General features: G+C 66.5%; 18 protein-coding genes and 1 pseudogene. 6 read left to right on the top strand and 13 right to left on the bottom strand.

The features are described from left to right. Positions 1-97: 97 nt before the first annotated feature. The 7 genes and pseudogenes from EPO41_RS19035 to EPO41_RS19005 all read right to left on the bottom strand — a co-directional run bounded on the left by EPO41_RS19035 (position 98) and on the right by EPO41_RS19005 (position 8,022). Positions 98-1,108: an oligopeptide/dipeptide ABC transporter ATP-binding protein gene (locus EPO41_RS19035; protein ID WP_296328211.1), complete on the bottom strand. Its 1,011-nt coding sequence runs from the start codon at positions 1,106-1,108 to the stop codon at positions 98-100. Continuing rightward, positions 1,105-2,118: an ABC transporter ATP-binding protein gene (locus tag EPO41_RS19030; RefSeq protein ID WP_296328209.1), complete on the bottom strand. Its 1,014-nt coding sequence runs from the start codon at positions 2,116-2,118 to the stop codon at positions 1,105-1,107. Before EPO41_RS19030 ends, EPO41_RS19035 begins: the two co-directional genes overlap by 4 nt. Then, complete coding sequence (locus EPO41_RS19025; RefSeq protein ID WP_296328207.1) at positions 2,115-2,990, bottom strand: ABC transporter permease; 876 nt, start codon at positions 2,988-2,990, stop codon at positions 2,115-2,117. Before EPO41_RS19025 ends, EPO41_RS19030 begins: the two co-directional genes overlap by 4 nt. Before the next feature lies 1 nt (position 2,991). Then, a pseudogene (locus EPO41_RS19020) lies at positions 2,992-3,933 on the bottom strand (ABC transporter permease). 67 nt (positions 3,934-4,000) lie between these two features. Next, positions 4,001-5,587, bottom strand: a complete 1,587-nt coding sequence (locus EPO41_RS19015) for an ABC transporter substrate-binding protein (RefSeq protein WP_296328205.1) — start codon at positions 5,585-5,587, stop codon at positions 4,001-4,003. Positions 5,588-5,650: 63 nt separating this feature from the next. Then, on the bottom strand, positions 5,651-7,123 hold the full coding sequence (locus tag EPO41_RS19010; protein WP_296328203.1) for a M81 family metallopeptidase: 1,473 nt from the start codon (positions 7,121-7,123) through the stop codon (positions 5,651-5,653). 8 nt (positions 7,124-7,131) lie between these two features. Continuing rightward, positions 7,132-8,022: a polysaccharide deacetylase family protein gene (locus tag EPO41_RS19005; protein WP_296328200.1), complete on the bottom strand. Its 891-nt coding sequence runs from the start codon at positions 8,020-8,022 to the stop codon at positions 7,132-7,134. 45 nt (positions 8,023-8,067) lie between these two features. Between EPO41_RS19005 and EPO41_RS19000 the strand changes: the two genes are divergently transcribed. The 4 genes from EPO41_RS19000 (at position 8,068) to EPO41_RS18985 (ending at position 13,438) form a co-directional block, all read left to right on the top strand. Continuing rightward, entirely contained in the window at positions 8,068-9,357 is a 1,290-nt protein-coding gene (locus EPO41_RS19000) for a hypothetical protein (protein WP_296328198.1), read from the top strand. Between the two features lie 137 nt (positions 9,358-9,494). After that, entirely contained in the window at positions 9,495-11,258 is a 1,764-nt protein-coding gene (locus EPO41_RS18995; RefSeq protein WP_296328195.1) for an iron ABC transporter permease, read from the top strand. Between the two features lie 51 nt (positions 11,259-11,309). Further along, positions 11,310-12,341, top strand: coding sequence for an extracellular solute-binding protein (locus EPO41_RS18990; protein ID WP_296328193.1), 1,032 nt, complete (start codon positions 11,310-11,312; stop codon positions 12,339-12,341). Continuing rightward, a complete protein-coding gene (locus EPO41_RS18985) occupies positions 12,338-13,438 on the top strand; it encodes an ABC transporter ATP-binding protein (RefSeq protein ID WP_296328191.1) in 1,101 nt (366 codons plus the stop codon). Before EPO41_RS18990 ends, EPO41_RS18985 begins: the two co-directional genes overlap by 4 nt. Here the strand turns inward: EPO41_RS18985 and EPO41_RS18980 are convergent. From EPO41_RS18980 to EPO41_RS18955, 6 genes are all read right to left on the bottom strand, one after another. Continuing rightward, the gene (locus EPO41_RS18980; protein WP_296328190.1) at positions 13,420-14,610 is read right to left on the bottom strand and encodes an aminotransferase class V-fold PLP-dependent enzyme; all 1,191 of its coding nucleotides are present in this window, start codon (positions 14,608-14,610) and stop codon (positions 13,420-13,422) included. The genes EPO41_RS18985 and EPO41_RS18980 overlap by 19 nt on opposite strands. Before the next feature lie 22 nt (positions 14,611-14,632). Next, the gene (locus EPO41_RS18975; protein WP_296328188.1) at positions 14,633-15,697 is read right to left on the bottom strand and encodes a ring-opening amidohydrolase; all 1,065 of its coding nucleotides are present in this window, start codon (positions 15,695-15,697) and stop codon (positions 14,633-14,635) included. 1 nt (position 15,698) lies between these two features. Continuing rightward, positions 15,699-16,541: an ABC transporter permease gene (locus EPO41_RS18970; protein ID WP_296328185.1), complete on the bottom strand. Its 843-nt coding sequence runs from the start codon at positions 16,539-16,541 to the stop codon at positions 15,699-15,701. Between the two features lies 1 nt (position 16,542). Beyond that, entirely contained in the window at positions 16,543-17,397 is an 855-nt protein-coding gene (locus EPO41_RS18965) for an ABC transporter permease (RefSeq protein ID WP_296328182.1), read from the bottom strand. A gap of 123 nt (positions 17,398-17,520) precedes the next feature. Next, complete coding sequence (locus EPO41_RS18960) at positions 17,521-18,810, bottom strand: PotD/PotF family extracellular solute-binding protein (protein ID WP_296328179.1); 1,290 nt, start codon at positions 18,808-18,810, stop codon at positions 17,521-17,523. 59 nt (positions 18,811-18,869) lie between these two features. After that, a complete protein-coding gene (locus EPO41_RS18955; protein ID WP_296328176.1) occupies positions 18,870-19,892 on the bottom strand; it encodes an ABC transporter ATP-binding protein in 1,023 nt (340 codons plus the stop codon). 123 nt (positions 19,893-20,015) lie between these two features. Here EPO41_RS18955 and EPO41_RS18950 point away from each other — a divergent pair, with 123 nt between their 5' ends. Together EPO41_RS18950 and EPO41_RS18945 are read left to right on the top strand one after the other, a co-directional pair. Further along, positions 20,016-22,094 carry a hydantoinase/oxoprolinase family protein gene (locus EPO41_RS18950; RefSeq protein WP_296328174.1) on the top strand — a complete coding sequence of 693 codons (2,079 nt, stop codon included), beginning with the start codon at positions 20,016-20,018 and terminating at the stop codon, positions 22,092-22,094. Then, a complete protein-coding gene (locus EPO41_RS18945) occupies positions 22,091-23,881 on the top strand; it encodes a hydantoinase B/oxoprolinase family protein (protein ID WP_296328172.1) in 1,791 nt (596 codons plus the stop codon). Before EPO41_RS18950 ends, EPO41_RS18945 begins: the two co-directional genes overlap by 4 nt. The last annotated feature ends 2 nt before the right edge of the window (positions 23,882-23,883 follow it).

Here is a 23,883-nt window from a genome sequence, read left to right as displayed (position 1 = left end):
CAAAGGGGAAGTGCCCTCGTCTTACGAGGGCGATGGGGTCATGCCCCCTCCGCCCCTTCGGGGCACCTCCCCATTTGAATGGGGAGGAAAAAGAACCTCAGCCCGGGATCGAAAGCAGGCCGGGATCGCCACCCACCGGCCGGCGCAGGCAGGCGACGTGATGGCCCGGCGCGACTTCAAGCAACGGTGGCGCCGTAACCTTGCATTCCGCCGTCGCATAGAGGCAGCGGGTATGGAAGTGGCAGCCGGGCGGCGGCTTGGCCGGGCTCGGCACGTCGCCCTGCACGATCCGCTTCCGCTGCCGGCGACGCTTCGGGTCGGGCGCGGTCGCGGCCGACAGCAGCGCCTCGGTGTAGGGGTGCAGCGGCTGGGTGAAGAGCGTGCGCTTGTCGGTCAGCTCGACGATGCGGCCGAGATACATCACCGCGATGCGATGGCTGATGTGCCGCATGACCGCGAGGTCGTGGCTGATGAACAGATAGGCGAGCCCGTATTCCTCCTGGAGGTCGATCAGCAGGTTCAGCACCTGCGCCTGCACCGACACGTCGAGCGCCGACACCGGCTCGTCGGCGACGATGACGTCGGGATTGACCGACAACGCCTTGGCGATACCCAGCCGCTGGCGCTGGCCTCCGGAGAACTCATGGGCGTACTTGCGCATCGCCTCGGGGCGCAGGCCGACGCGGCGGAAGAGCTGCGCCACCCGGTCGTCGCGCGCCGCCCCCTTGGCGATGCCGAAATTCTCCAGCGGCTCGCCCACGATCGTGCCCGAGGGCAGGCGCGGGTTCATCGAGGAGTACGGGTCCTGGAAGATCGTCTGGATGCGCCGGCGATGGGTCCACATGGTGCCGGGCTTGAGCGCCGTCACGTCCTCGCCCGCCAGCACGATCTTGCCCGCGGTCGGCTCGATCAGCTTCAGCACGACCTTGCCGATCGTCGACTTGCCGCAGCCCGATTCGCCCACCAGGCCCAGCGTCTCGCCGCGGCGGATCGAGAAGGTGACACCGTCGACGGCCCTCACCGCGCCGACCTGACGCTGCAACAGGCCGCCATGGATCGGGAAGTGCTTTACGAGTCCTTCGACCTGCAGGACCGGCGCGTCGCTCATGCCGTCCTCCTGACGCGGTCGAGCTCCCAGCAGGCTACGAGATGGCCGGCGCCGGCATCGACAAGCGGCGGCCTCTCGCTGCGGCAGCGATCGGTCGCGAAGCCGCAGCGTGGCGCGAAGGCGCAGCCCACGATCGGCTGCGTCAGGATCGGCACGAGGCCGGGAATTTCCTGCAGGCGCGGGCGCGTGCCGGCGGCATCGGCTTCGACGTCGAGCCGCGGGATCGCCCGCATGAGGCCGCGCGTGTAGGGATGCAGCGGTTCCTCGAACAGCTGCTCGACGGTCGCCTGCTCGACCTTGCGGCCGGCATACATGACCACCACCCGCTCGGTCGTCTCGGCCACCACGCCGAGATCGTGGGTGATCAGGACGATGGCGGTGCCGGTCTTCTCCTTGAGCTCGATCATCAGATCGAGGATCTGCGCCTGGATGGTGACGTCGAGCGCCGTCGTCGGCTCGTCGGCGATCAGCACCTGCGGGTCGCAGGACAGCGCCATCGCGATCATGACCCTCTGGCGCATGCCGCCGGAGAGCTGGTGGGGATATTCGTCGAGCCGGCGACGCGCATCGGCGATGCGCACCAGGTCGAGCATCTCGAAGGCCCGCTCCCGCCCCTGCTTCCATGAAACACCGAGGTGACGCACCACGTTCTCGGCGATCTGGGTGCCGACGGTCAGGACCGGGTTGAGGCTGGTCATCGGCTCCTGGAAGATCATCGAGATGCGATGACCGCGCAGGCGCTTCATCTCCTCCTCGGAAAGCGTCGTGAGTTCCTCGCCCTCGAACTTGATCGAACCGGCGGCAATGCGGCCGGTCTCGGGCGGGATCAGGCGAAGGATCGACATCGCCGTCACGGACTTGCCGCAGCCCGATTCGCCCACGATGCCCAAGGTCTCGCCGCGCGCCACATCGAACGACACGCCGTCGACGGCGCGCACGACACCGTCCAGGGTGCTGAACTGCGTGTGCAGGTCGCGGACTTCGAGGATCGCGCCCGGGGTGCCGCTCACAGGCGCCTCGCCAGCCGCGGGTCGAGCCGGTCGCGCAGCCCGTCGCCCAGCAGGTTCACCGCCAGCACGGTGACGGCGAGGAAGGCACCGGGGATCATGATGGTCCACGGCGCGATCTGGAAGAACGTGCGGCCCTGGGCGATGATGTTGCCCCAGCTCGGCACCTCCGGCGGCACGCCGGCGCCCAGGAAGCTGAGGCTCGCCTCGATCAACATCGCCGAGGCGCAGACATAGGTCGACTGCACGATCAGCGGCGCCAGCGTGTTGGGCAGAATGTGGCGCGACAGCAGCTTCCAGTTCTTCGTGCCGCCCGCGATGGCGCTCTCGATATAGGGCTGGGCGCGGATCGACAGCACGACCGCCCGCACCACGCGCACGATGCGCGGCACTTCGGGGATCACGATGGCCACGATGACGATGCCGAGGCCCGGCCGCGACAGGGTGATCAGCGCGATGGCGAGCAGGATCGACGGGATCGCCATCAACCCGTCCATGATGCGCATGACGAAGCCGTCGACGCGGCGGAAGTAGCCGCAGGCCAGGCCGAGCGCGAGCCCGAGGATGCTCGAGAAGGCCGCGACCGACAGGCCGACGACCAGCGACACGCGTGCGCCATAGACGGTGCGCGAGAAGATGTCGCGGCCGAATTGATCCGTGCCGAACCACCAGCGTTCGGAGGGCGGCCGCAGGCGGTTGACCGGCGCGATCTTGAAGGGATCGTTGGTGGCGATGAGGGGCGCGAAGATCGCGATCACGACCAGTGCCGTCAGAAGGACGGAGCCGATGGCGATCGTCGGATTGCGCCGGATCGCCGTCCATAGCGAGAAGCGGCGGGCCGGCGGCAAGGCGAGGTCGTCTGCAACGATGGCCATGTCAGTACCGGATCCGCGGATCGAGGAAGGCGTAGGAGATGTCGATGAACAGGTTCACCAGCACCTTGGCGCCGGCGAACACCAGGATCAGCCCCTGCACCACCGGATAGTCGCGCTTCAGGACGGCGTCGACGGTGAGCCGGCCGAGCCCCGGGATGTTGAACACCGTCTCCGTGATGACCACGCCCGAGATCAGCAGCGCGATGCCGATGCCGATCACCGTGATGATCGGTACGGCCGCGTTCTTGAGCGCATGCAGCAGCAGCACGCGGTCGGTCGCGAGCCCCTTGGAGTTGGCGGTCCGGATGTAATCCTACGCCAGCACCTCCAGCATCGAGGCGCGTGTGATGCGGGCGATCAGCGCCATGTACGTGATGCCGAGCGCCACCGACGGCAGGATCAGACTCTCGACGAAGGGCCAGAGCCCTTCCCTGATCGGCTGGTAACCCTGCACCGGCAGGAGCTGCCATTGCACGGCGAAGAAGTAGATCAGGATGTAGGCCAGGACGAAGCCGGGCATCGCGAAGCCCAGCACGGCGAAGCCCATGACCAGCCGATCGACCAGCTTGCGCGCCTTCCAGGCCGCGACCACGCCGATGGGAATGGCCAGCGCCACCGCCACGAAGAGCGTCGACAGGGTGAGCGCCACGGTGGGTTCGAGACGCTGCGAGATCAGGCGCGTCACGGGCATGTTGGAAAAGATCGAGACGCCCATGTCGCCCCGCAGGAGCTGCGACGTCCAGACGAGGAACTGCTCGACCATCGGCCTGTCGAGGCCGAGCTTGGCGCGGACGGCCTCGATGGCTTCGGCGGTAGCATCCTCGCCGGCGATGATCGCCGCCGGATCGCCCGGCGCGAAGCGCAGCAGGAAGAAGACGAACAACGCCACCACCGCCATGACGGGCAGGGTGGCGAAGAGCCGGCGGACGATATAGGCGGTCACGACGAGGCCTTGCCAGACTCAGGCAAGGCCTCCTTGCGCGCGACGGCTACGCGTACTCGATACGACATTATTTCTTGGTGATCCCCCAAAGCACGGCAAGGCCCGTGTTCGGTACGATACCGTCGATCTTGTCGGCGCGATAGGCGAGCGGCGTGTCCCACTGTCCGAACGGAATGTACACGACCTGCTCCATCGCCCGGCCTTGCAGCTCGTTGGCGATCTTCTTCCGCTCCTCCTCGGTCTGCGCCATGCCGAAGGCATTGCGCAGCTCTTCGATCCTGGCATCGCACGGCCAGCCGAACAGGCCCTTGTCGCAGGCCGCGCCGATCCAGGTGTGCAGGATCGGATTCGCCGAACCCACGCCGCCCGACGTCGTCACGAAGATGTTCCAGCCGCCCTGGGCCGGCGGATCCTTCTTGGCGCGGCGCGTGACGACCGAGCCCCAGTCCATCGACTGGGCGTCGACGTTGATGCCCGCCTCGCGCATCGCCTGGATCAGCACCTGGGTCGCCGGCGTGATCGTGGCGTGATCGGTCGCCGCCAGGACGGTGATCGGCTCGCCCTTGTATCCCGCCTCCTTGAGGAGCTGGAGCGCCTTCTTCGGGTTGTACTCCTTCATCCACTCGCGGCCGGCGGCGCTCTCGTACGGACCGCCGCAGGTCAGGAGAGCCGGGCAGACCTTGTAGTATTTCGGATTGCCCACGATGGCGCGCAGGAAGTCTTCCTGGTTGATCAGGTAGTACATCGCCTGCCGCGCCTTGATGTTGTCGAACGGCGGCTGCAGGTGATTGAGCCGGATGAAGCCTTGCGTACTGTCGATCTTGCCGGTCTTCAGGAGCTTCACGCCGCGGGCCTTTTCCAGCAGCGGCAGGAAATCGTTGGGCGGCGCCTCGTAGAAATCGATCTCGCCGTTGACCAGGGCCGACATCGCCGTCTGCGGATCGGAAATCCAGACCAGTTCGATACGATCGACGCCGGGGATCTTGGCGCCGGCGAAGGACGACGGCGCCTCGGTGCGCGGCTGGTAGTCCTTGTTCTTGAGGTAGACCGCCTTGCTGCCGGGCACCCACTGGTCCTTGGCGAAGATGTAAGGGCCGGAGCCGACCGACTCCTTGACCTGCTGCTGCGGATCGGTGAGCGCATCCTTCTCGCGCATGATCGCCGCGATCGAGCTGCCGCTCTTGCCCAGCGACTCGAGCACCATGCCGTACGGCTGCTTCAGCACCATTGTGAAGGTCTTGTCGTCGACCGGCTCCATCTTCGTGACGAAGCCCATCAGGCGCTGACCGACGCCGTCCTTTGCCCCCCAGCGCTTGAGCGAGGCGATGACGTCCTTGGTCGTCACGGGGGAGCCGTCGTGGAACTTGAGCCCGTCTCGCAGGGTGAAGGTGTAGGTGAGCTTGTCGGGACTGACTTCGTACTTGCCGACCATCTGGGGATGCGGCTTCTGGTCGGCGTCGTTGCCGAACAGGGTATCGTAGACCAGCGCGCCGTGGATGTTGGCGATCGTCTGCGTCGTCCAGACCGGATCGATGACGCGCACGTCAGCGTGCATCACGGCCTTGAGAACCTTCTCCTGCGCCAGCGCCGGCACCTGGACCGCAGCGAAGGGCAGCGCCAGCGCAAGCGCGCCCGCGAACACTCGGTTGAACATTTTGAACACTCCCTTACTCCCCGCAGAGAGTATGCAAAGCCGCGCTCCGATTTGTCCAGCGGGCTAGAAGATCAACCCTCGCGGCTTGGCGCCTTCATCGAGCGGCCAGATCGGGCGCTCGACCTTCCTGTACGGTACCTTGCGGTGATCGCGCGGCAGCGGGCCGCTCGATTCGACGTAGATCACCTTCTTCGCGATCGGTCCGTAGGCCGCCATGAAATGGTTCGTCGACTTCACGACGACGATCTTCCGCTGGGTCGGGTCGATCCCGAGGTTGGTGAACAGTTCCAGCCCGGTCGCCTGCGTGCGCTTGGTGATCAGGACGACGTCGACGCCACCGACGCGCACCGCCGCGCAATCGCCCACCGGCACCTGGGTCGGCCCGAACTTCTGCCAGGCATTGCGCACCAGGCCGACGATCTCGACCTCGGCATCGATCGGCTGACCGGAGCTCGGCGCGATCTTCCCGCCGAACCGCAGGCCGATACGGGCGCCGAGACCCGCGTCGAAGCAGATGCGTACCGCGATCGGGTCCCAGATCGGACCGAGGCAGGCGCTTTCGACGTTGTTCTCGATCAAGTGACGCAGAATGTCGGTATTGTCCGAGGGCGCGCCGCCGCCCGCATTGTCGGAGGGATCGGCAATGACAACGGGCAGGTCGTTGAAAGCCACCCCCTCGCTGATGCCGGCGGCGACACCCAGAGACTGAGGCGCCGTCTTGCCACGCAGCCCCACCAGCTCTTCGCCGAGCTGCGTCGCCAGCGCGTCGGCCTTCTTCTTGTCGCCGTCGGCGATCACCAGCACGCGCGTGCCGATCTCGGGCACGTCGCCGTAGGGAAAGCAGTGCGCGATCGAGACGGAAAGGATCCCGTCCTTGCCTTCCATGGCCATGATGCGGTCGACGATGCCTCGCATCGGCTGGATCGTCGTCGGATAGCTCTGGATCTGGCGGCAGTCGTAGACCGAGGTCACGGGCTTGACCTTGCCGCGCAAGGTCGCCAGCACGAGATCGAGCATGTCTTCGGCCCGCTCGACCACGTCTGTATGGGGAAACTCCTTGTAGAGGACGATGATGTCGGCGCTGGACACCCGCTTCATCGTGAGATGGCAATGCGGGTCCAGCTCGACGCCGATCACGCATTTCGGCCCGACCAGGGCGCGGCAGCGCTCGATGATGTCGCCTTCGACGTCGTCGTAGCCATGCGCCACCATCGCGCCATGAAGCCCGAGCAGCAGCCCGTCGACCGGCAGCGCCGCCTCGAGTTGTCCGAGGATCTCGTCGCGCATGGTCTCGTAGTCGGCACGGTTGGTCGTGCCGGCCGGGCTGGCGGCAAAGCAGCTGCCCTCAATCAGCTCGAAGCCTTCTTCCTTGGCGCGGGCGCGCGCGACGAACAGCGGCGCCGTGCACATGCGCGGCGCATCGGCCGGATGCTGGCCGGCACCGAAGAACACCGACTCGCGATAGTTCTCCAGGCTCGTCGGCAACGGCGAGAAGGTGTTGGTTTCGGTGGCCAGCGTGGCCGAGAACAGACGCATGGGACTCCTCAGGGAACGATACCGGCAGGAAGGGAAAGGCAATGCCGCGCGATGGCGCCCGGCGTCGTGAGCCAGATGCGGTCGCGATGTTTCGCGATATGGCGAAGCGCGCGCTTGAGGTGCCGCAGCCGGTGCGGCTGCCCCACCAGATAGGCATGCAGGGCCACGCCCATCACCAGCGGCCGCTCCTGAGAGAGTTCCAGCATCTCGTCGAACTGGTCGACGATGATGTCGGCGAAGGCGTCGCCGCCGATCTTGCGGCCGGCAATCTGCGGAATGTCGTTCACTTCCTGGGGATAGGGCACGGCGAGGATGCGTCGGTCGCCGCGACAGCGGAGCCAGATGGGCTGGTCGTCCATGCACCAGTCCAGCAGGTAGCGATAGCCAGCCTCGGCCAGCAGGTCGGGCGTGACGTGACTGTGGGAGATCCACGGACCCAGCCAGCCTTCCGGCGGTCGACCTTCCGCTTCCGCCAGGCGCGCGGTCGCCTCGCCGATCAAGGTCCGCTCGCCCGCCTCGTCGAGCACGCCCTGGCGTTCCGCATTGGTGCGGCCGTGACCCACGATCTCGTCGCCGCGGGCCCGGCAGGCCGCGACAAGCGCCGGCGCGTAGTCGTACATCGCGCTGTTGACCAGGGCCGCCATCGGCAGCCGCAAAGCATCGAAGGCGTCGAGCATGTACCAGGCGCCGACGCGATTGCCATAATCGCGCCATGCATAGTTGAGAATGTCGGGATGTGGACCACCCGGTGCCAGCTCAGCCCCAAGACCCTCGCCGTATGAAAAATGCTCGAGATTGAGAGCGAAATAAACGGCGAGACGTCGGCCTGCCGGCCAGCTGTAGTCGGAGCGGCCCCGCAGGGGGACGTAGTCGTACCGGTCGTGCGTTCTCAATTCCATCCCGACAAAATAACGTCGCACGACGCGAAGGGCTACGGTTTCACCATGCTCAATCGACTTCTGTCGGCTGCCCTCACCGGCTGCCTGCTTCTCCTCACGGGCTCGCCGGCCTTCGCCTACTACTCCAAGGATTCCTACGAAGCCGAGGTGAGCTTCACCAGCCGGGTCGAGATCGCCGCGGACACGCCCGACTACATCCTGCTGCCCTCCTACATCAATCGGCAGCTGCTCTATCTCGCCGGTCCTCTTCAGGCGGCACCGAAGAAGGCCGCCGCCAAGAACGACGCGAAAGTCGATATCCTGGGCCGGGAGCGCGACGACAAGACCGGCAAGCTCTACGTGCGCTACCGCTACACCGGCACGTTCGTGCTCGACAACGGCCTCCAGGACGTCGTGAAGATCCGCCTGCCCCTCAATCTCGACGAGGTATGGGACAGATCGACCGACAAATGCTTCAGCTGGGGCGAGAAGTACCGCATGGCCTATTTCTGGGCGCCGCTGAACAAGGGATGCCCGCTGGTCGACGGCGTCGACTATGTCACCTCGGATGGCGCGATCGTCTCGAAGCGGGCCAACACCGCCAATACCGCGCCGGCCTACGAGCGGCTGGCCAACGCCAACAATGAAATCCGCGTCGTCCTGACCTTCGGCGCCGACGAGGACCGGAACGGCAATCTGCCTCCCGAGAAGGCCAACACCGACTACAATGCCGGCAACTACCGCGACATCCGCAAGTATCTGCTCGGTCAGGGCTTCGCGGGACGCACCGTTCCGGCCGCCGAGCGCGAGCGTGACTGCGGCAACACGAAGTCCCTCGCCGCCTCGCCCGGCCATGTCGAGGAATTCACGCGCAAGGATGGCGGCCGGACGCTGGTCGTCCGTCTGTTCTGGGGCGTCACCAACATCGGCGAGGACAGCATCGCCTTCTTCTGCATGGCCAAGGAGGCCGCGGAGCGCGGCTCGGTGTTTCTCTATGCGGGACATTCCCGCGTTGGCCTGCTCGATCTCACCTACATGGGCGAGCAGATCGGCGCGCCCATCCGAATGAACAAGGAGCAGTACCAGATCTACGCGTTCTTCGGCTGCTCGAGCTACAGCTACTACAATCTCTCCTATTTCGCGGCCAAGGCCTCGCCCGCCGATCCGGAAGGCATGCGGAACGCCAGCATCATCACCAACGGCATCACCGGCTCGTTCGGTTCGATGACGGACTTCACGACGAAGACGCTGAAGCCGATCTTCGAATGGTCCGCACGCGGCACCCGCACGAGCTGGCAGCAGATCATGAACTCCTACTCGGAGCGCTTCCTGACCGGCGTGAACGGCGACCAGTAACGGGACTGCACACCGGCAGGTGACGACTCCACGCATCACCAAGGCGTAGCGCCGGAAACGCGGATGGGCTACGGTCGCAGACTTAATGAAGAAGCCGCGCCCTCCCAGGTCGCGGACATTTCGGGAGGAAGAACGCGTTGACGGCGACGAGTGCTGCCGCTTTGCCTGCGACCACGGAGGCCGCACCCGCTGCGCGCCGATGGGCCGCGCCGCTCTGGGTCGGCGCGTTGCTGATCATCCTCGCCTTCCTGGTGGTCTATCCGCTGCTGATGCTGTTCTTCGGCGCGGTCAGCGATTCCAATCCGGTGATCGACGGGTTCGGCAAGTTCAATCCCTCACTCGAGCATTTCGTCACCGTCCTCGCCAACGAGAACGTGCATCTTGCCTTCGTGAACGCGCTCGTCGCCTGCGGCGGCGGCACGGCGCTCGCCGTGGTGATCGGGCTCGCCTTCTCGTGGATCGTCGTGCGCACCAACACGCCGTTCCGCGGCTTCATTGCCGGCGCCAGCATGATCCCGCTGTTCGTGCCGCCGCTCGTCGCGGGCGTGGCCTGGAGTATCCTCGGCTCGCCGAAGACCGGCCTCCTGAACACGTCCCTGAAATGGATCGGGATCGATTTCCGCTTCGATTTCTATTCGATGTCGGGCCTGATCCTGGTGTTCGGCTTCTACTATGCGCCGTACGTGTACATGTTCACGGCGTCCGCGCTGCGCAACATGGACCCGAGCCTCGAGGAGGCATCCGAAGTGTCCGGCGCCAGCGCCTTCACGACGCTCTTCACCGTGACCTTCCCGCTGATCGCGCCGGCCATCCTGGCAGGCTCCCTGCTTTCGTTCGTCGTCATGCTGGGCATCTACGGCATCCCGGCAGCACTCGGCACGCCGGCAAACATCAACGTGCTGACGACCTACATCTTCAAGCTGACCGCCTGGAGCCCGCCGCTCTACAATACCGCGGCCGCCGTCGCGATCCTGCTGATGCTCGTGACCGCGATCCTCGTGTGGGCCCAGCAGCGCGTGCTGTCGGGCAAGAGCTTCGCCACCGTGGCCGGCAAGGCGTTCCGGCCGCGCAGCCTCAATCTCGGCCCGTGGCGCTGGTTCACCTTCGGCCTGGCGCTCGTCTATCTCTTCATCGTGGTGATCCTGCCGACCGTCGCGCTGATCATCGCCTCCACCAGGAAGTTCCTGTTCTTCAAGGACTTCGCGGCCGTGTTCGACATGAAGGCCTACGGCTGGTCGCACTACGCCTCGGTGTTCGACAATCCACTCACCATGCTGTCGATCTGGAACACGCTGAAGGTCGGCTTCATCACAGCGCTCGTGGGCGGTACCCTGGCCTTCGCCATCGGCTACACGATCAACCGCACGCATGTGCCGGGCCGGCGCCTGATCGATCTGCTGTCCACCATCCCGGTTGCCATTCCCGGCCTCGTCGTCGGCGTGGCCTATCTGTGGGCGTGGATCGGCCTGCCGGGCGGGCTCTACGGCACGCTGACGATCCTGGCACTGGCCTTCGTCGCGCGCTTCATTCCTGACACGGTCAAGGCGCTCTCGACCTCCTTCATGCAGATCCACAAGGAGCTGGAGGAAGCGTCGTGGATTTGCGGCCGCGGCCTGCTCGGCACGATCCGGAGCATCATGCTGCCGCTGGCCAAGCCCGGAGTCGTCGCTTCGATGACGCTCCTCTTCGTGCTGGCGGTGCGCGAGCTCGGCTCTTCGCTGTTCCTCTACACCAGCAACACCACCGTCATGGCAGTGCTGCTGCTCGACTACTACGAAGGCGGAAACGTCGGCAAGACCGCCGCCTTCAGCCTGGTGCAGACCGTGATCCTCGGGGTCCTGCTCGGCATCACGAACTGGCTGTCGCGCGGCGCGGCCCAAGGCAGCGCCCGCGCCGGCTGACACCGAATGGATGAAGATCGGGGAAAATTGGGAAAGACGGAGGAAATGACCATGAAGCGCAGAACCGTACTGGCCGGCATTGCCGGCACCGCCGCCGCGGGCTTCGCCGCGCCATCGCAGGCGCAGCAGGACCCGTTCGGCTCGAAGGAGTTGATCGCGGCGGCCGAGAAGGAAGGCTCGATGACCTTCTACACGGCCGACTTCGCCGAGACCCAGCAAGAGGTCATCAAGGAGTTCAACAAGCGCTTCCCGAAGATCAAGGTAGCGATGGTGCGCGCCCCGGGTGGCCAGCTCATCCAGCGCATCAAGACCGAAGCCGCGGCTGGCAAGCTCGCGGCCGACGTCGTCAATCACTCCGACCGCGGCCTGATGCTGGAGATGGCCGACCTGTTCCAGGACTACGCACCGCCGAACGCCGCCGACTACCGGCCCGACGCGCTCGTCTCCCCTAAGCTGTGGCCGTCGGCCACGCTGGGCTGGGCGATCGCCTACAACACCCAGCTGGTGAAGAACCCGCCGAAGACCTGGATGGATCTGCTGAAGCCCGAATACAAGGACAAGCAGATCGGCCAGGTGATCGGACCGTCGGGCGGCACGACCTGGACCCGCATCATGTTCGAGCGCCAGGTGCTGGGCGAAGACTACTGGAAGAAGCAGGCTGCGCTCGGCATCTCGCTGTATCCCTCCGGCGCGCCCTGTTCCGACGCGCTGGTGCGCGGCGAGATCTCGATCGCCCCGCTGCTCTACAACATCATCTACACCAAGATCGCCGACGGTGCGCCGGCCGAGGCGATCTTCGCGCCCGAGGGCGTGCCGATCGTTCCCTATGCCGATGGCGTCACCAAGACGTCGAAGAGCCCGAACGCCGCCAAGCTGTTCATGAACTGGCGTCTGTCCAAGGAAGGCCAGACCTTCATGATCAACAAGCTGGGCAACATCACGTCCTTGAAGGAGCCGCCGGCCTATCCGAAGGGCTGGGATCCGAAGACGGTCAAGGTCTGGGTGCCGAAGTTCGAGGAATTCGACAAGCTGCGCGCGACCTGGATCGAGGAGTGGAACAAGACCTACGGCTACCGCCAGTGAGCGCTGCCCTTCTCATCAAACACCTCGTCAAGCAGTTCGGCACGGGCAAGCCCGCCGTCGACGACGTCAATTTCGAGGTGCCGGCCGGGGAGATCGTCGTTCTCCTCGGCCCGTCGGGATGCGGCAAGACGACGACGCTGCGCTGCGTCGCCGGCCTGGAGCATCCGACCGGCGGCCGCATCTCGATCGGCGGCCGGGTCGTGTCCGAACCGCAGCGCGGCGTGCTGGTGAGCCCGCGTGAGCGGGACATCGGCATGGTGTTCCAGTCCTATGCGGTGTGGCCGCACATGACGGTCCGCCAGAACGTCGCCTATCCGCTGAAGCACCGCCGCAGCGGCGGCGGCGACATCGACGCCAAGGTGCGTGAGACGCTGGAGCTTGTCGGCCTCGGCGAGTATGCCGACCGTTCGGCGACGTTGCTGTCGGGCGGCCAGATGCAGCGCGTGGCCCTGGCCCGCAGCCTCGTCTACCGCCCGCAGCTCCTGCTGCTCGACGAGCCCCTCTCGAACCTCGACGCCAAGCTGCGCATCCGGCTGCGCGACGAGCTGCGCCGCATCCTGAAGGCGACCGGCATGACCGGCCTCTACGTCACGCACGACCAGGCGGAAGCCGTGGTGCTGGGCGACCGGATCGGCGTCATGCGTAACGGCAAGCTGCTGCAGATGGCGCCGCCGGGCGAGATCTACAACAGGCCGGCCGATTCGTTCGTCGCCAACTTTACCGGTGCCTCCAACTTCCTGCTGGGCAAGGTGCTGGAGCGCAAGGGCGAGACCGTGACGATCGATCTCGGCGCCCCGGGCCGGATCGAAGCCTGGACGCCGCAGTCCCTCGCCGCCGGAGATACCGCCCGCGTGGCGCTGCGCGCAGAGAACATCCGCCTCGGCGAACGCGGCCCGGTCAATGCCTTCACCGGCAAGGTCGTCGACCGCCGCTACCAGGGCATGCAGACCGTCTACGACGTCGAGTTCGGCGGCCAGAAACTCGAGGTGCTGGAACTCGGCACGGCGGCCCGGCACCAGCCGGGCGAAGTCGCCCTCACCCTGCCGCCCGACACCTGCTGGGCCTATCGGGACGAAGGTCAGGCGGCGGTGGAGTGAAGCACCGCACGAAGCGCCGCCGCGAGAGGTGCATCGTGCTCGGGCAGCAGGACTTGTGGATCGAGCGTGAGCACGCCGCGCGCGGCATGCCGCTCCGACAGATGAACCGGCGGATCGCCCTTCTGCAGTTTCGCGCTGACGGCGAGTGCGTCCGGTACGGCGATCTCCAGCACAGGCACGCGGCCCGTCTGCGCCGCAGGCACGAGCTTCACGTCGAAGCCGTTCAATGCCGTGGCGATTACTTCGAGCCGCACCTGAAGCGCGGCGTTCGCCGTCGCATCATCTGCCTCGACGAAGCGCTCGAGCGCCGCGAGAAGTCCCACGATCTCTTCCTTGCCGGCCTTGAAGCCACGTCCGATCCCGTGATGCGGGACGCCGCGCAGGTTGGCACGGTCAACGAGGCGCGGCGGCGTCCACGTGTCGGGCGCCACATCCATGTCGAGTTGCTGCAGCAAAGCCGACGCCACGAGGTCGCGCCGGCCGGCGAGGATGCCGGACGCCTGCGGACCGCCCAGCGCCTTGCCCCCGGAAAAGGCCACGAGATCCGCTCCCATGTCGATGAAGCGCCGCAGGTTCTCCTTGGGTGGAAGCTGCGCCGCCGCGTCGACGATCAGGGGAATCCCGTTGGCGCGACATGTCGCGATGGCCGTCGGCAGGTCCACGATGCTGCTGGCGTTGACCGAGAAGGCCATCGCCACGACCGCCGGCGACAGAGCGGCTTCGATCTCCCACGCCTCCAATCCGCGCACGCCGGCGCCGGTGCCGCGGTCGTTGTGGCCGATATCGATCAACCGCGCGCCCGAAGCGGCCAGCGCATGGGCATAGCCGGTGCGATGGGTGCGCAGGATCAGGATGTCATGCGGGAAGTCACCGGCATGTGGGAGTGCCGCCATCTTCGCGATGTCCCACCGAGCGATCGACGCCGCCGCCGCGAGCGTCAGGGCCGCGGCCGCACCGGTCGTGACGAGGCCTGCCTCCGCGCCGGTCGCTGCAGCAATGCGGCCGCTTGCGGCGTCCTGCAGTTCGCCGATGTCGACCGAGGCGCGAGATGCCGCGGCCATGGCGGCCACCACCTCGGGCTCCATCACCGCGCCGCCGAGCCGCGTCAGCGCACCGGCGGCATTGATGCGGCGTCGCACACCGAGAAGATCGTAGGGGCTCGCGTCGGTCATGCGGCGAGCTTAGCCCAGCCGCTCAGACCCGCCCAATGATCGCGATGGGGCCGCCGCCGGCCGGGCCCTGATGCTCCGCGCCGCCGGAGACATAGAGCATCGTGTCGCCGATGGCGCCGGCCAGCACGCCGCCGACCAGGGCGCGGGCATGGCGGGTCGAATGGATGTCGCTGTCGTCCAGCATCGTGTGCCGCCGGCCGCGGATCTCGCCGGTCGGAGAGGCCTCGGCCTTGGCCAGTACCGCGACCGTCTCGCCGCCGAGGCGGGCCAGCACGCGCCGCGCCGCTTCGGCGTCGATCGCGTCGCCCATGACGTCGTGGTCGATCACGAGATCTCCGATCCAGCCCGGCGCGTTGCCCAGCACCACGATCTCATTGCGCAGCAGCTCGACACCGGCCGAGGTGCTGGCGACACGGGAGAACAGCGACCAGTCCTTGCAGATCGCCGCTTCCGGCGCATCCGCGATCTCGCCCAGGGCCAAAGCGACGCCCAGCGCCGAGGCACCGCGCGACAAGCCCATCGAATGATAGGTGTCCTCGGTCGCGGTCGTCGCACCGCGCCGTGCGGCCTCCTCGATGCGCTCCTTGGTCAGCAGCGGACACTTGATCTGCACGAAGTGAACGTCGGAGGGGCCGGCAATCCCGGCGTCCTTCAGCGCAAGCGTTACCGCCGACGCCGTCTCCTCGATCTGTGCCGCCCGTCCGATCTCCTCCGGTTTGAAGGGGCGCGTCAGGCCGACTCCGATGGCAAGCCGCGGTCCCGTCGACACCGCTTCGTCTGCAGTCTCGCGGCAGAAGACGATGAGGTGCGGCGACAATCCGCCTTCCGTGCCACCCGACATGACGATGGCGACCCGCTTCTCGATCTCCGCCAGCGGGCAGCCGAGTGCCTCCGCCAGCATAAGTTTCAAGGCCAGGGTGGCATAGCCACGCGTGAAGTCGTTGACGCAGCCGTTGCCCTCGGTCTTGCCGACGATGGCCACGATGGTCCTGGCGTCGATCTCCCCCGACGCGATGGCGGACGCGAGCGGCGACGTATCCTGCGGGCCGGCCGTCGGCAGGCGCAGCACTCTTGCCCGGCGTGTCATGTCAGGCGGCCTTTCCGGCGTCGCTGCCATGGCGCGCCCGCCGGCGGCGCAGCCAGGTTACCGACAGAAGAGCAAGCGCGATCACGAGGAAGGAGACGCCTGTGGTCACGGTCCCCAGCGCATAGAGGACCGGCGTCGTCACGTTGGTGGTCATGCCATAGATCTCGAGCGGCAGCGTATTGAAAGTGCCGGCCGTGTAGAGGCTCCGCGCGAACTCGTCGTAGGAGAGCGTGAATCCGAACAGGCCGACGCCGATCAGGCTCGGCAGCAGAATCGGGACGACGACATGCCGGATGGTCTGCCACGAGGTCGCCCCGAGGTCGCGCGCGGCTTCCTCGTAACGCCGGTCGAAGCGATTGAAGACGGCGAACATGATCAGGAGCCCGAACGGCAGGGTCCAGGTCAGATGGGCGCCGAAGGCCGAGCTGTACCAGGCGGGATCCCAGCCGAGCACTCGATAGAGCAGGCCGATGCCCAGGCTGATCAGGATCGAGGGCACGATCAGGCTGGCGATGGCGAGATAGAAGATGATTGCGGAGCCGCGGAAGCGCGAGCGGAAGGCCAGCCCGGCTGAGAACGACGCCACGACCGTCACCAGCATGACCGCGACGCCCAAGATCATCGAGCGCTGCAGCGAGCCCGCGAAGTCGCCCACCATCTGCTTCTCGAACAGGTTCCTGAACCAGTGCAGCGAGACGCCGTTCATCGGGAAGGTGAGCCCGCCCCCGGGTCCCTGGAAGGACAGGATGAGGATGGTCAGCGTCGGGCCGTAGAGGAACAGCACGAACAGGCAGAAGAAGGCGCCGAGGAGCCAGAAGGCAGGACCGCGTTTGCCGTGCTGCACGTCACAGCTCCTTGCGGATGTCGACCAGGCGCATCATGGCCGCGACGATGAACAGCACCAGCAGCAGCAGCACGACGGCGTTGGCCGCGGCGGCGGGATACTGCAGCAGCGACATGGCGTTCGCCATCATCAGGCCAACGGAGGCGCTGAGGCCACCGCTCATCATGCGCACGGTGACGAAGTCGCCCATCACGATGGTGACGACGAAGATCGAGCCGATGGCGATGCCGGGCTTGCAGAGCGGCAGGATGACGTTGACCAGGGTCTGCCAGCCGGTCGCGCCCGCGTCGCGCGCCGCCTCGAGCAGGCTGCGGTCGATGCGCATCATCGAGTTGAAGATCGGCACCACCATGAACAGCGTGTAGAGGTGCACATAGGCCAGCACGACGGAGAAGTCGGAATAGAGCAGGAACTCGAGCGGCTGGTTGATCAGGCCGAGATTCATCAGCGTGGTGTTGGCGAGCCCGTGACGGCCGAGGAACGGGATCCACGAGATCATCCGGATGACGTTGGAGGTCCAGAACGGGATGGTGCAGATCAGGAACAGCACCGTCTGCATCGTCGGCGAGCGCACATGAAACGCCACGAAATAGGCGACGGTGAAACCGATGCCCAGGGTGAGTGCCCAGGTGATCAGCGCGAATTGGATCGTCTGCTGGTAGGTTCGCCAGGTCACCGGCGAGAGCAGCAGTTCCTCGTAGTTCTGCAGCAGGAAGGCCGGAATGATCTGGGTCGTGTTGTAGTCGAAGAAGCTCACCACCACGATCGTGGCGATCGGGACGATGAGGAACAGCAGGAATACCAGCGCGAGCGGCGCGACCTGCAGGTAGGTGACCCAGGACTTTACGCGGTTCATCGACTCTTACCCCTCTCCCCGTTAGGGGGAGAGGCTGGGTGAGGGGGTTACACGCAGTCTTCGAAGCCCCCTCACCTAACCTCTCCCCCTAACAGGGGAGAGGAATATGAAAGGGCTGCTAACTTAGGCGGCGATGAACTGGTTCCACTTCTGGACCATGTAGCGGTCCTCATCCATCACCGCGTTCCAGCAGGCGACAGCGCCCATGCGGTCGTAGAACGAGCCGCCGTCGCGCACGGCGCCGGCCTTCTCGACGATCTGGCCCTGCGGATTCTTGATGTCGCCCTGCGCCGGCTTGCCTTCCATCCAGAAACCCCACTCGTCGGCCGTCATGTTGGCCTTGGCCGTCTCGAGCACCGCCGAGTAGTAGCCCTGGCGGTTGAGGAAGGCGCCGACCCAACCGGACAGGTACCAGTTGATGTAGTCGTAGGCCGCGTCGAGCTGCGCGCCCTGGAGGTGCTTGGCAAGCGCAAGCCCGCCGCCCCAGGCGCGATAGCCTTCCTTGAGGGGCTGGTAGACGCAGGGCACGCCCTTGCCGCGCACCGCCGAAACCGCCGGCGACCACATCGACTGGATCACGACCTCGCCCGAGGTCATGAGGTTCACCGATTCGTCGAAGGTCTTCCAGAAGGCGCGGAACTGGCCTTCCTTCTTGGTCTTGATCAGGAAATCGATGGTCTTGTCGATCTCCGCCTTGGTCATGTTGCCCTTGTCGCCGTACTTCACGATGCCCGCGGCCTCGCAGATCATCGCGGCGTCCATGATGCCGATCGACGGGATGTTGAGGATCGAGGTCTTGCCCTTGAACTTCGGATCGAGGATGTCCTTCCACGAGTCGATCTTGCGGCCGACCAGGTCGGGCCGGATGCCCAGCGTGTCGGCGTTGTAGATCGTCGGCACGATGGTGAACCACTGGGTCGGGCTCTTGGCGAACTTGGTGGAGGTCGCTCCCTCGACGAAGCTCACCGTGCTGGGCGCCGTGCCCTGGGCGATGACGCTGTCGGGCTTCAGCTTGCCGGTGGTGAAGATCGGCACGATCTTGTCGAACAGCTTGATCTTCTTGACGTCCATCGCCTGCAGCGTGTTGGCGCCGAAGACCTTCTTGATCATCCAGTATTCGATGTCGCCGATGTCGAAGGAGTTCGGCTGCGTCACGACGCGCTGCACGACCGCGTCGGAATCGAGCGCCGTCATCTGCAGCGTGATGCCGAGATCGGCCTTGCACTTCTCCGCGATCTCGTTGATCGCCGACACGCCGGTGCCGCACTGGCGCAAGACGATATTCTTGTTGTTCTGCGCCCAGATCACCGGGAAGCCGGTGATCGCGCCGCTACCGACGGCCGCGCCCGCAATGCCGGCCGCGCCCTTGAGCATCCTGCGGCGGCCGATGCCGCCATTCGATTTCCGAGCCATCTCGTCTTCCTCCTTCAAGCCTCGACGGCGCGGGGCCGCCTCCCTCACTCAACGACCCTTCAGCGTCCCAGCACGTGAACGTCCTCGGGCCTCCACGACAGAATGACGGGTTCGCCCGGCCGCACCGGCGACGCATCGAAACGCGCCTCCGACAGCGTGGCCGACAGCGTTTCGAGACCTGTGACGTCGATGCCGACCTGCACGGTCGAACCCAGATACTCGACGGAGCGCGTGACGCCCTGCAGCGACGTGACGCCGGCCTCGCCCGAGCTGCCCGGCCGCACCGACATGCGGTCGGCACGGATCGCGACGAACGGCCCCTCGCCCACTCCCGCGCGCGCGACCGCTGCCGGCAGCACGTTGTGGCCGCCGATGAACTTGGCCACGAAGGCGGAGGCCGGCCGGTTGAAGACTTCGCGCGGCGGTGCCGCCTGCTCGATCCTGCCGCCGTTCATGACGACGACGAGGTCGGCCAGCGCCATCGCCTCATCCTGGCTGTGCGTCACATGGATGAAGCTGATGCCCAGCCGCGTCTGCAGGCTCTTCAGCTCCTCGCGCATGCGGATGCGGAGGAAGGGATCCAGCGCGGACAGCGGCTCGTCGAGGAGCAGGACCTGGGGATCGGTGATCAGCGCCCGCGCCAGCGCGACCCTCTGCTGCTGGCCGCCGGAAAGCTGGGCCGGCAAGCGGCCGGCATAGGCATCCATATGAACGCGCTTCAGCATCTCGACGGCGCGTGCCCGGCGCGTCTCCTTGTCGACACCGCGCATCTTGAGGCTGAAAGCCACATTGTCGGTGCAATCGAGATGCGGAAACAGCGCGTAGCTCTGGAACATCATCGCCGTGCCGCGCGCCGCGGGCGGGAGCACGGTGATGTTTTCGCTGCCCAGGATGATGTCGCCCTCGGAGACCTCCTCGTGGCCCGCGATCATGCGCAGGGTCGTGGTCTTGCCACAGCCGCTGGGGCCCAGGAGGCAGCAATAGGAGCCGGCGGGGATACGCAGGCCGATCGAATCGACCGCCACCGTCTCGCCGTAGCGCTTGGTCAGGGATACGAGTTCAATGTCCGGCTGCTTGGCCATGCGGCAAAGGAAGCAAGCTGCATGCCAGCACTGTAAAATTCCCTGGGGACAGAGGTCCCAACAGACAGGCGTTGGCGCGGTCCTTGCTCCCCTCCGGCCAACGTGAAGCTTAGGGAGGTCGGGATGCGGTTGATCGGCGTGGACGTGGGCGGCACCTTCACGGACCTGGTCTTTGCCGACACCGAGGCCGGCCGCACCGCCGTGCACAAGGTCTCGACCACACCCGACGATCCGTCCCGGGGCGTCGTGCAGGGGCTGATGGCGCTCTGCGACAAGTATTCGATCCCGCGCGAGACGATCGACACCGTATTCCATGGCACGACCATCGCCACCAACGCGATCCTCGAGCACGACGGCGCCGTCACCGGCATGATCACCACCGGCGGCTATCGCGATATCCTGCACATCGGTCGCCACCAGCGGCCTCAGCACTACTCGATCATGCAGGACATTCCCTGGCAGGACCGGCCTCTGGTCAAGCGCCGTCACCGCAAGACGGTGACGGAGCGACTGGTGCCGCCGCGCGGCGAGGTGCTGGAGCCGCTCGACGAGCAGGGCGTGCGCCAGGCAGTGCGCGAGTTGAAGGAGGCCGGCGTCGAGGCCATCGCGATCTGCTTTCTCTTCTCCTATCTCGACGCATCCCACGAGGCGCGCGCGATGGAGATCGTGCGCGAGGAATATCCCGAGTGCTTCGCCACCACCTCCTCGTCGGTGTCGCCGCAGTTCCGCGAGTTCGAGCGCTTCACGACGACGGCGATGAACGCCTTCGTGGGCCCGAAGGTGCGCAACTATGTGACCCGCCTCGAATCGGAAATCGAGGCCTCGGGCTTCAAGGCCGACCTGCGCATCATGGCCTCCAACGGCGGCGTTGCGACGCCCGGCATGGTGGCCGAACGGCCGGTGCTTACGCTCCTGTCCGGCCCCGCGGCCGGCGTGATCGGCGGTGACTGGGCGGGCGCACTGTCGGAGAAGCGCAACCTCATCACCTTCGATGTCGGCGGCACCTCGGCCGATATCGGCATCGTCACCGAGGGCGGCTTCGGCGAGGCGACGGCGCGCGACACCTGGATCGCCGGCTTCCCGGTGCTCGTGCCGATGATCGACGTGCATACGATCGGCGCCGGCGGCGGCTCGATCGCCTTCGTCGACCAGGCCGGCGCCTTCAAGGTCGGCCCGCGCTCGGCCGGCGCCGTGCCCGGGCCGGCCGCCTATGGCCGCGGCGGCACGCGCGCCACGGTCACCGACGCCAACGTCGTGCTGGGCCGGCTCGACGGCGGCAACTTCCTGGGCGGCGGCATGTCGCTCGACGAGGTCGCGGCGCGGCGTGTGATCGGCGAGCTGGCACGGGAACTCGGCCTCTCCGATCGTGAAGCCGCCGAAGGCGTGATCACCCTCATCAATGCCAACATGGCCAACGCCATCCGCTCGCGCACCGTCCAGAAGGGCATCGATCCGCGCAACTATACGCTGGTGGCGTTCGGCGGCGCCGGCCCCCTGCATGGTGCCGAAGTGGCGGACATGCTGGGCGTCACCGAGGTGATCGTGCCGCCCCATCCCGGCATCACCTCGGCGGTCGGCCTGCTGATCAGCGACCTGCGCTACGACGCCATCCGTACCTCGTTCCAGGTCTCCGGCGCCGCCGACCTATCCCGCATCAACGCCGACTTCGACGCCATGGCGAAGGAACTGGCCGGACGCTTCACCGCCGACGGCATCGATCTCGCGCAGGTGACGTTCGAGCGGCGCGGCGACCTGCGCTATGTCGGCCAGGGCTACGAACTCAAGGTCACCTTCCCCGACGGAATTCTCGACGAAGCGGCCCTCGCCCAGGCGTTCGAGGCGTTCCACGAAGTCCACAAGCGCGAATACGGTCATCACTTCGCCCAGTCCGCGATCGAGATCGTGAACCTGCGGCTCGTTGGTGCCGCCAGCGCCGCGACCATCGCGAAGCCCGTGCCCGACGGCGCCCGCTCGCTCGCCGCGGCGACGGTGCGCTCCGGCAACGGCACCTTCCGCGTCGACGGCAAGCTCGCCGATTATCCGACGACCTTCTACCGCCGCGACCTGCTGCCGATCGGCCAGCGCATCCCCGGTCCGGCCATCGTGCTCCAGATGGACACCACGACTGTCGTGCCGCCCCATTTCAGCTTCGAGGCCGACGCCGCCGGCAATCTCATGATCCGCAAGGAGGCCAAGCAATGAGCAGCGCCATCGCCCGCCAGCCCGCGACCAAGCCCGACCGCATCGACCCGATCACCAGCAGCGTCATCCAGGGGGCGCTGGAGAACATCGCCGTCGAGATGGGCTACAAGTTGATGCGCATGAGCTACTCCTCGATCATCCGGGAGTCGGAAGATTTCGGGGCGGCGCTGGTCGATGCCGAGGGCCGCGGCCTCGCGGAGTCGGCGCAGTCGACGCCGCTGCAGTCGGGTCCGATCCCGGGCTACATACGCGGCATCCAGCGCATCCTGAAGGAACGCGGCGACGTCATCCGTCCGGGCGACGTCATCATGCACAACGATGCCTATTCCGGCGCCAGTCATGGACCGGATGTCGCCTTCATCGTGCCGGTCTTCGTGCAGGGGCGGCTGATCGCCTTCGCCGCGACCACCGCCCACCATCTCGACATCGGAGCACTCTCGCCCGGCTCCTGCGGCATCGTCGAGGCGATCGACGCCTATGCGGAGGGCCTGCAGTTCAAGGCCATCAAGGTCTACGACCGCGGCGTGCGCAACGACGCGGTGTGGCAGATCGTGCGCGACAATATCCGCGCTTCCGACCTCGTGGTCGGCGACATGGATGCGCAGGTGGCCGCCGCCCGCATCGGCGCGGAGCGCATGGTCGAGCTGGTGGAGCGCTACGGGCTGGAGACCTTCGAGCAGGCCTGCGGCGCGCTCATGGATCATGCCGAACGCTTGATGCGGCAGGCGATCGCAAAGCTGCCCGACGGCGTCTATCGCGCCGAGACGGCGATCGACGGCTATCTCGACAGCGACGATCCCACCAAGAAAGAACTCCCGATCGTCGTCACCATCACCAAGAAGGATGACTCGCTGGTGGTCGACCTCACGGGAACAGCGCTGCAGGTGCCCGACCGCCCGATCAACATGCCACTCGAAGGCACCGCCGACATCGCGATCTGGCTCACCATCCGCTCGGTGCTGCTCGACACCGAGGTCCACGGCCACATCCCGGTGAATGCCGGGCTCATCCGGCCGATCACCATCGTGGCGCCCAAAGGCTGCCTCGCCAACCCGACCTTCCCGGCGCCCACCATCGCGCGCTTCTGTCCCGGCAACCAGCTTGCCGACACGGTGATGAAGGCGCTGTCGCAGGCCATGCCCGGCAACGTCTCGGCCGGCATCGGCAACCTCAAGGTCATCGCCTTCTCCGGCCTCAAGGACGAGACCCACTGGGTGCACATGGAGATCTTCGAAGGCTCCTATGGCGGGCGCCTGGGCAAGGACGGCATGGATGCCGTCGACACGCTCTACGCCAACACCCGCAACAACCCGATCGAGGACATCGAGACCCATCTGCCGCTGCGCGTGCTGCGCTACGAATTGCGCGAGGACGTGGCCGGCGCCGGCAAGTGGCGCGGCGGCCTGGGCTCGGTCCGCGAATTCACTTTCCTCGGCGACGGCGGCGCCTCGGTCGAGGGCGAAGGCCATCGCTACCGGCCCTGGGGCTTCCTGGGTGGAAGCGAGGGCATGCCGGCCAAGCTCGATCTCATGATCCCGGGCCAGGCCGACCGGGCGCTGCCCTCGAAGGTTCCGTACATGCACATCGGCAAGGACGGCCGCTTCGTGTGCTACGGCCCGGCCGGCGGCGGCTACGGCAACCCGCTGGAACGCGATCCGGCCGACGTAGCCGACGACGTGCTCGACGGCGTGATCTCGGTCGCGACCGCGCTCAGGGACTATGGCGTGGTCGTCTCGGCCAAGGGAGTCGTCGACGCCGCTGCGACCGCGAAGGCACGAGGCGGCTGACG

The organism is Reyranella sp., from assembly GCF_004297265.1.
Lineage (GTDB): Bacteria > Pseudomonadota > Alphaproteobacteria > Reyranellales > Reyranellaceae > Reyranella.
The sequence above is the reverse complement of the archived record's forward strand: the minus strand, read 5'-3'. Positions and strand labels throughout refer to the sequence as shown.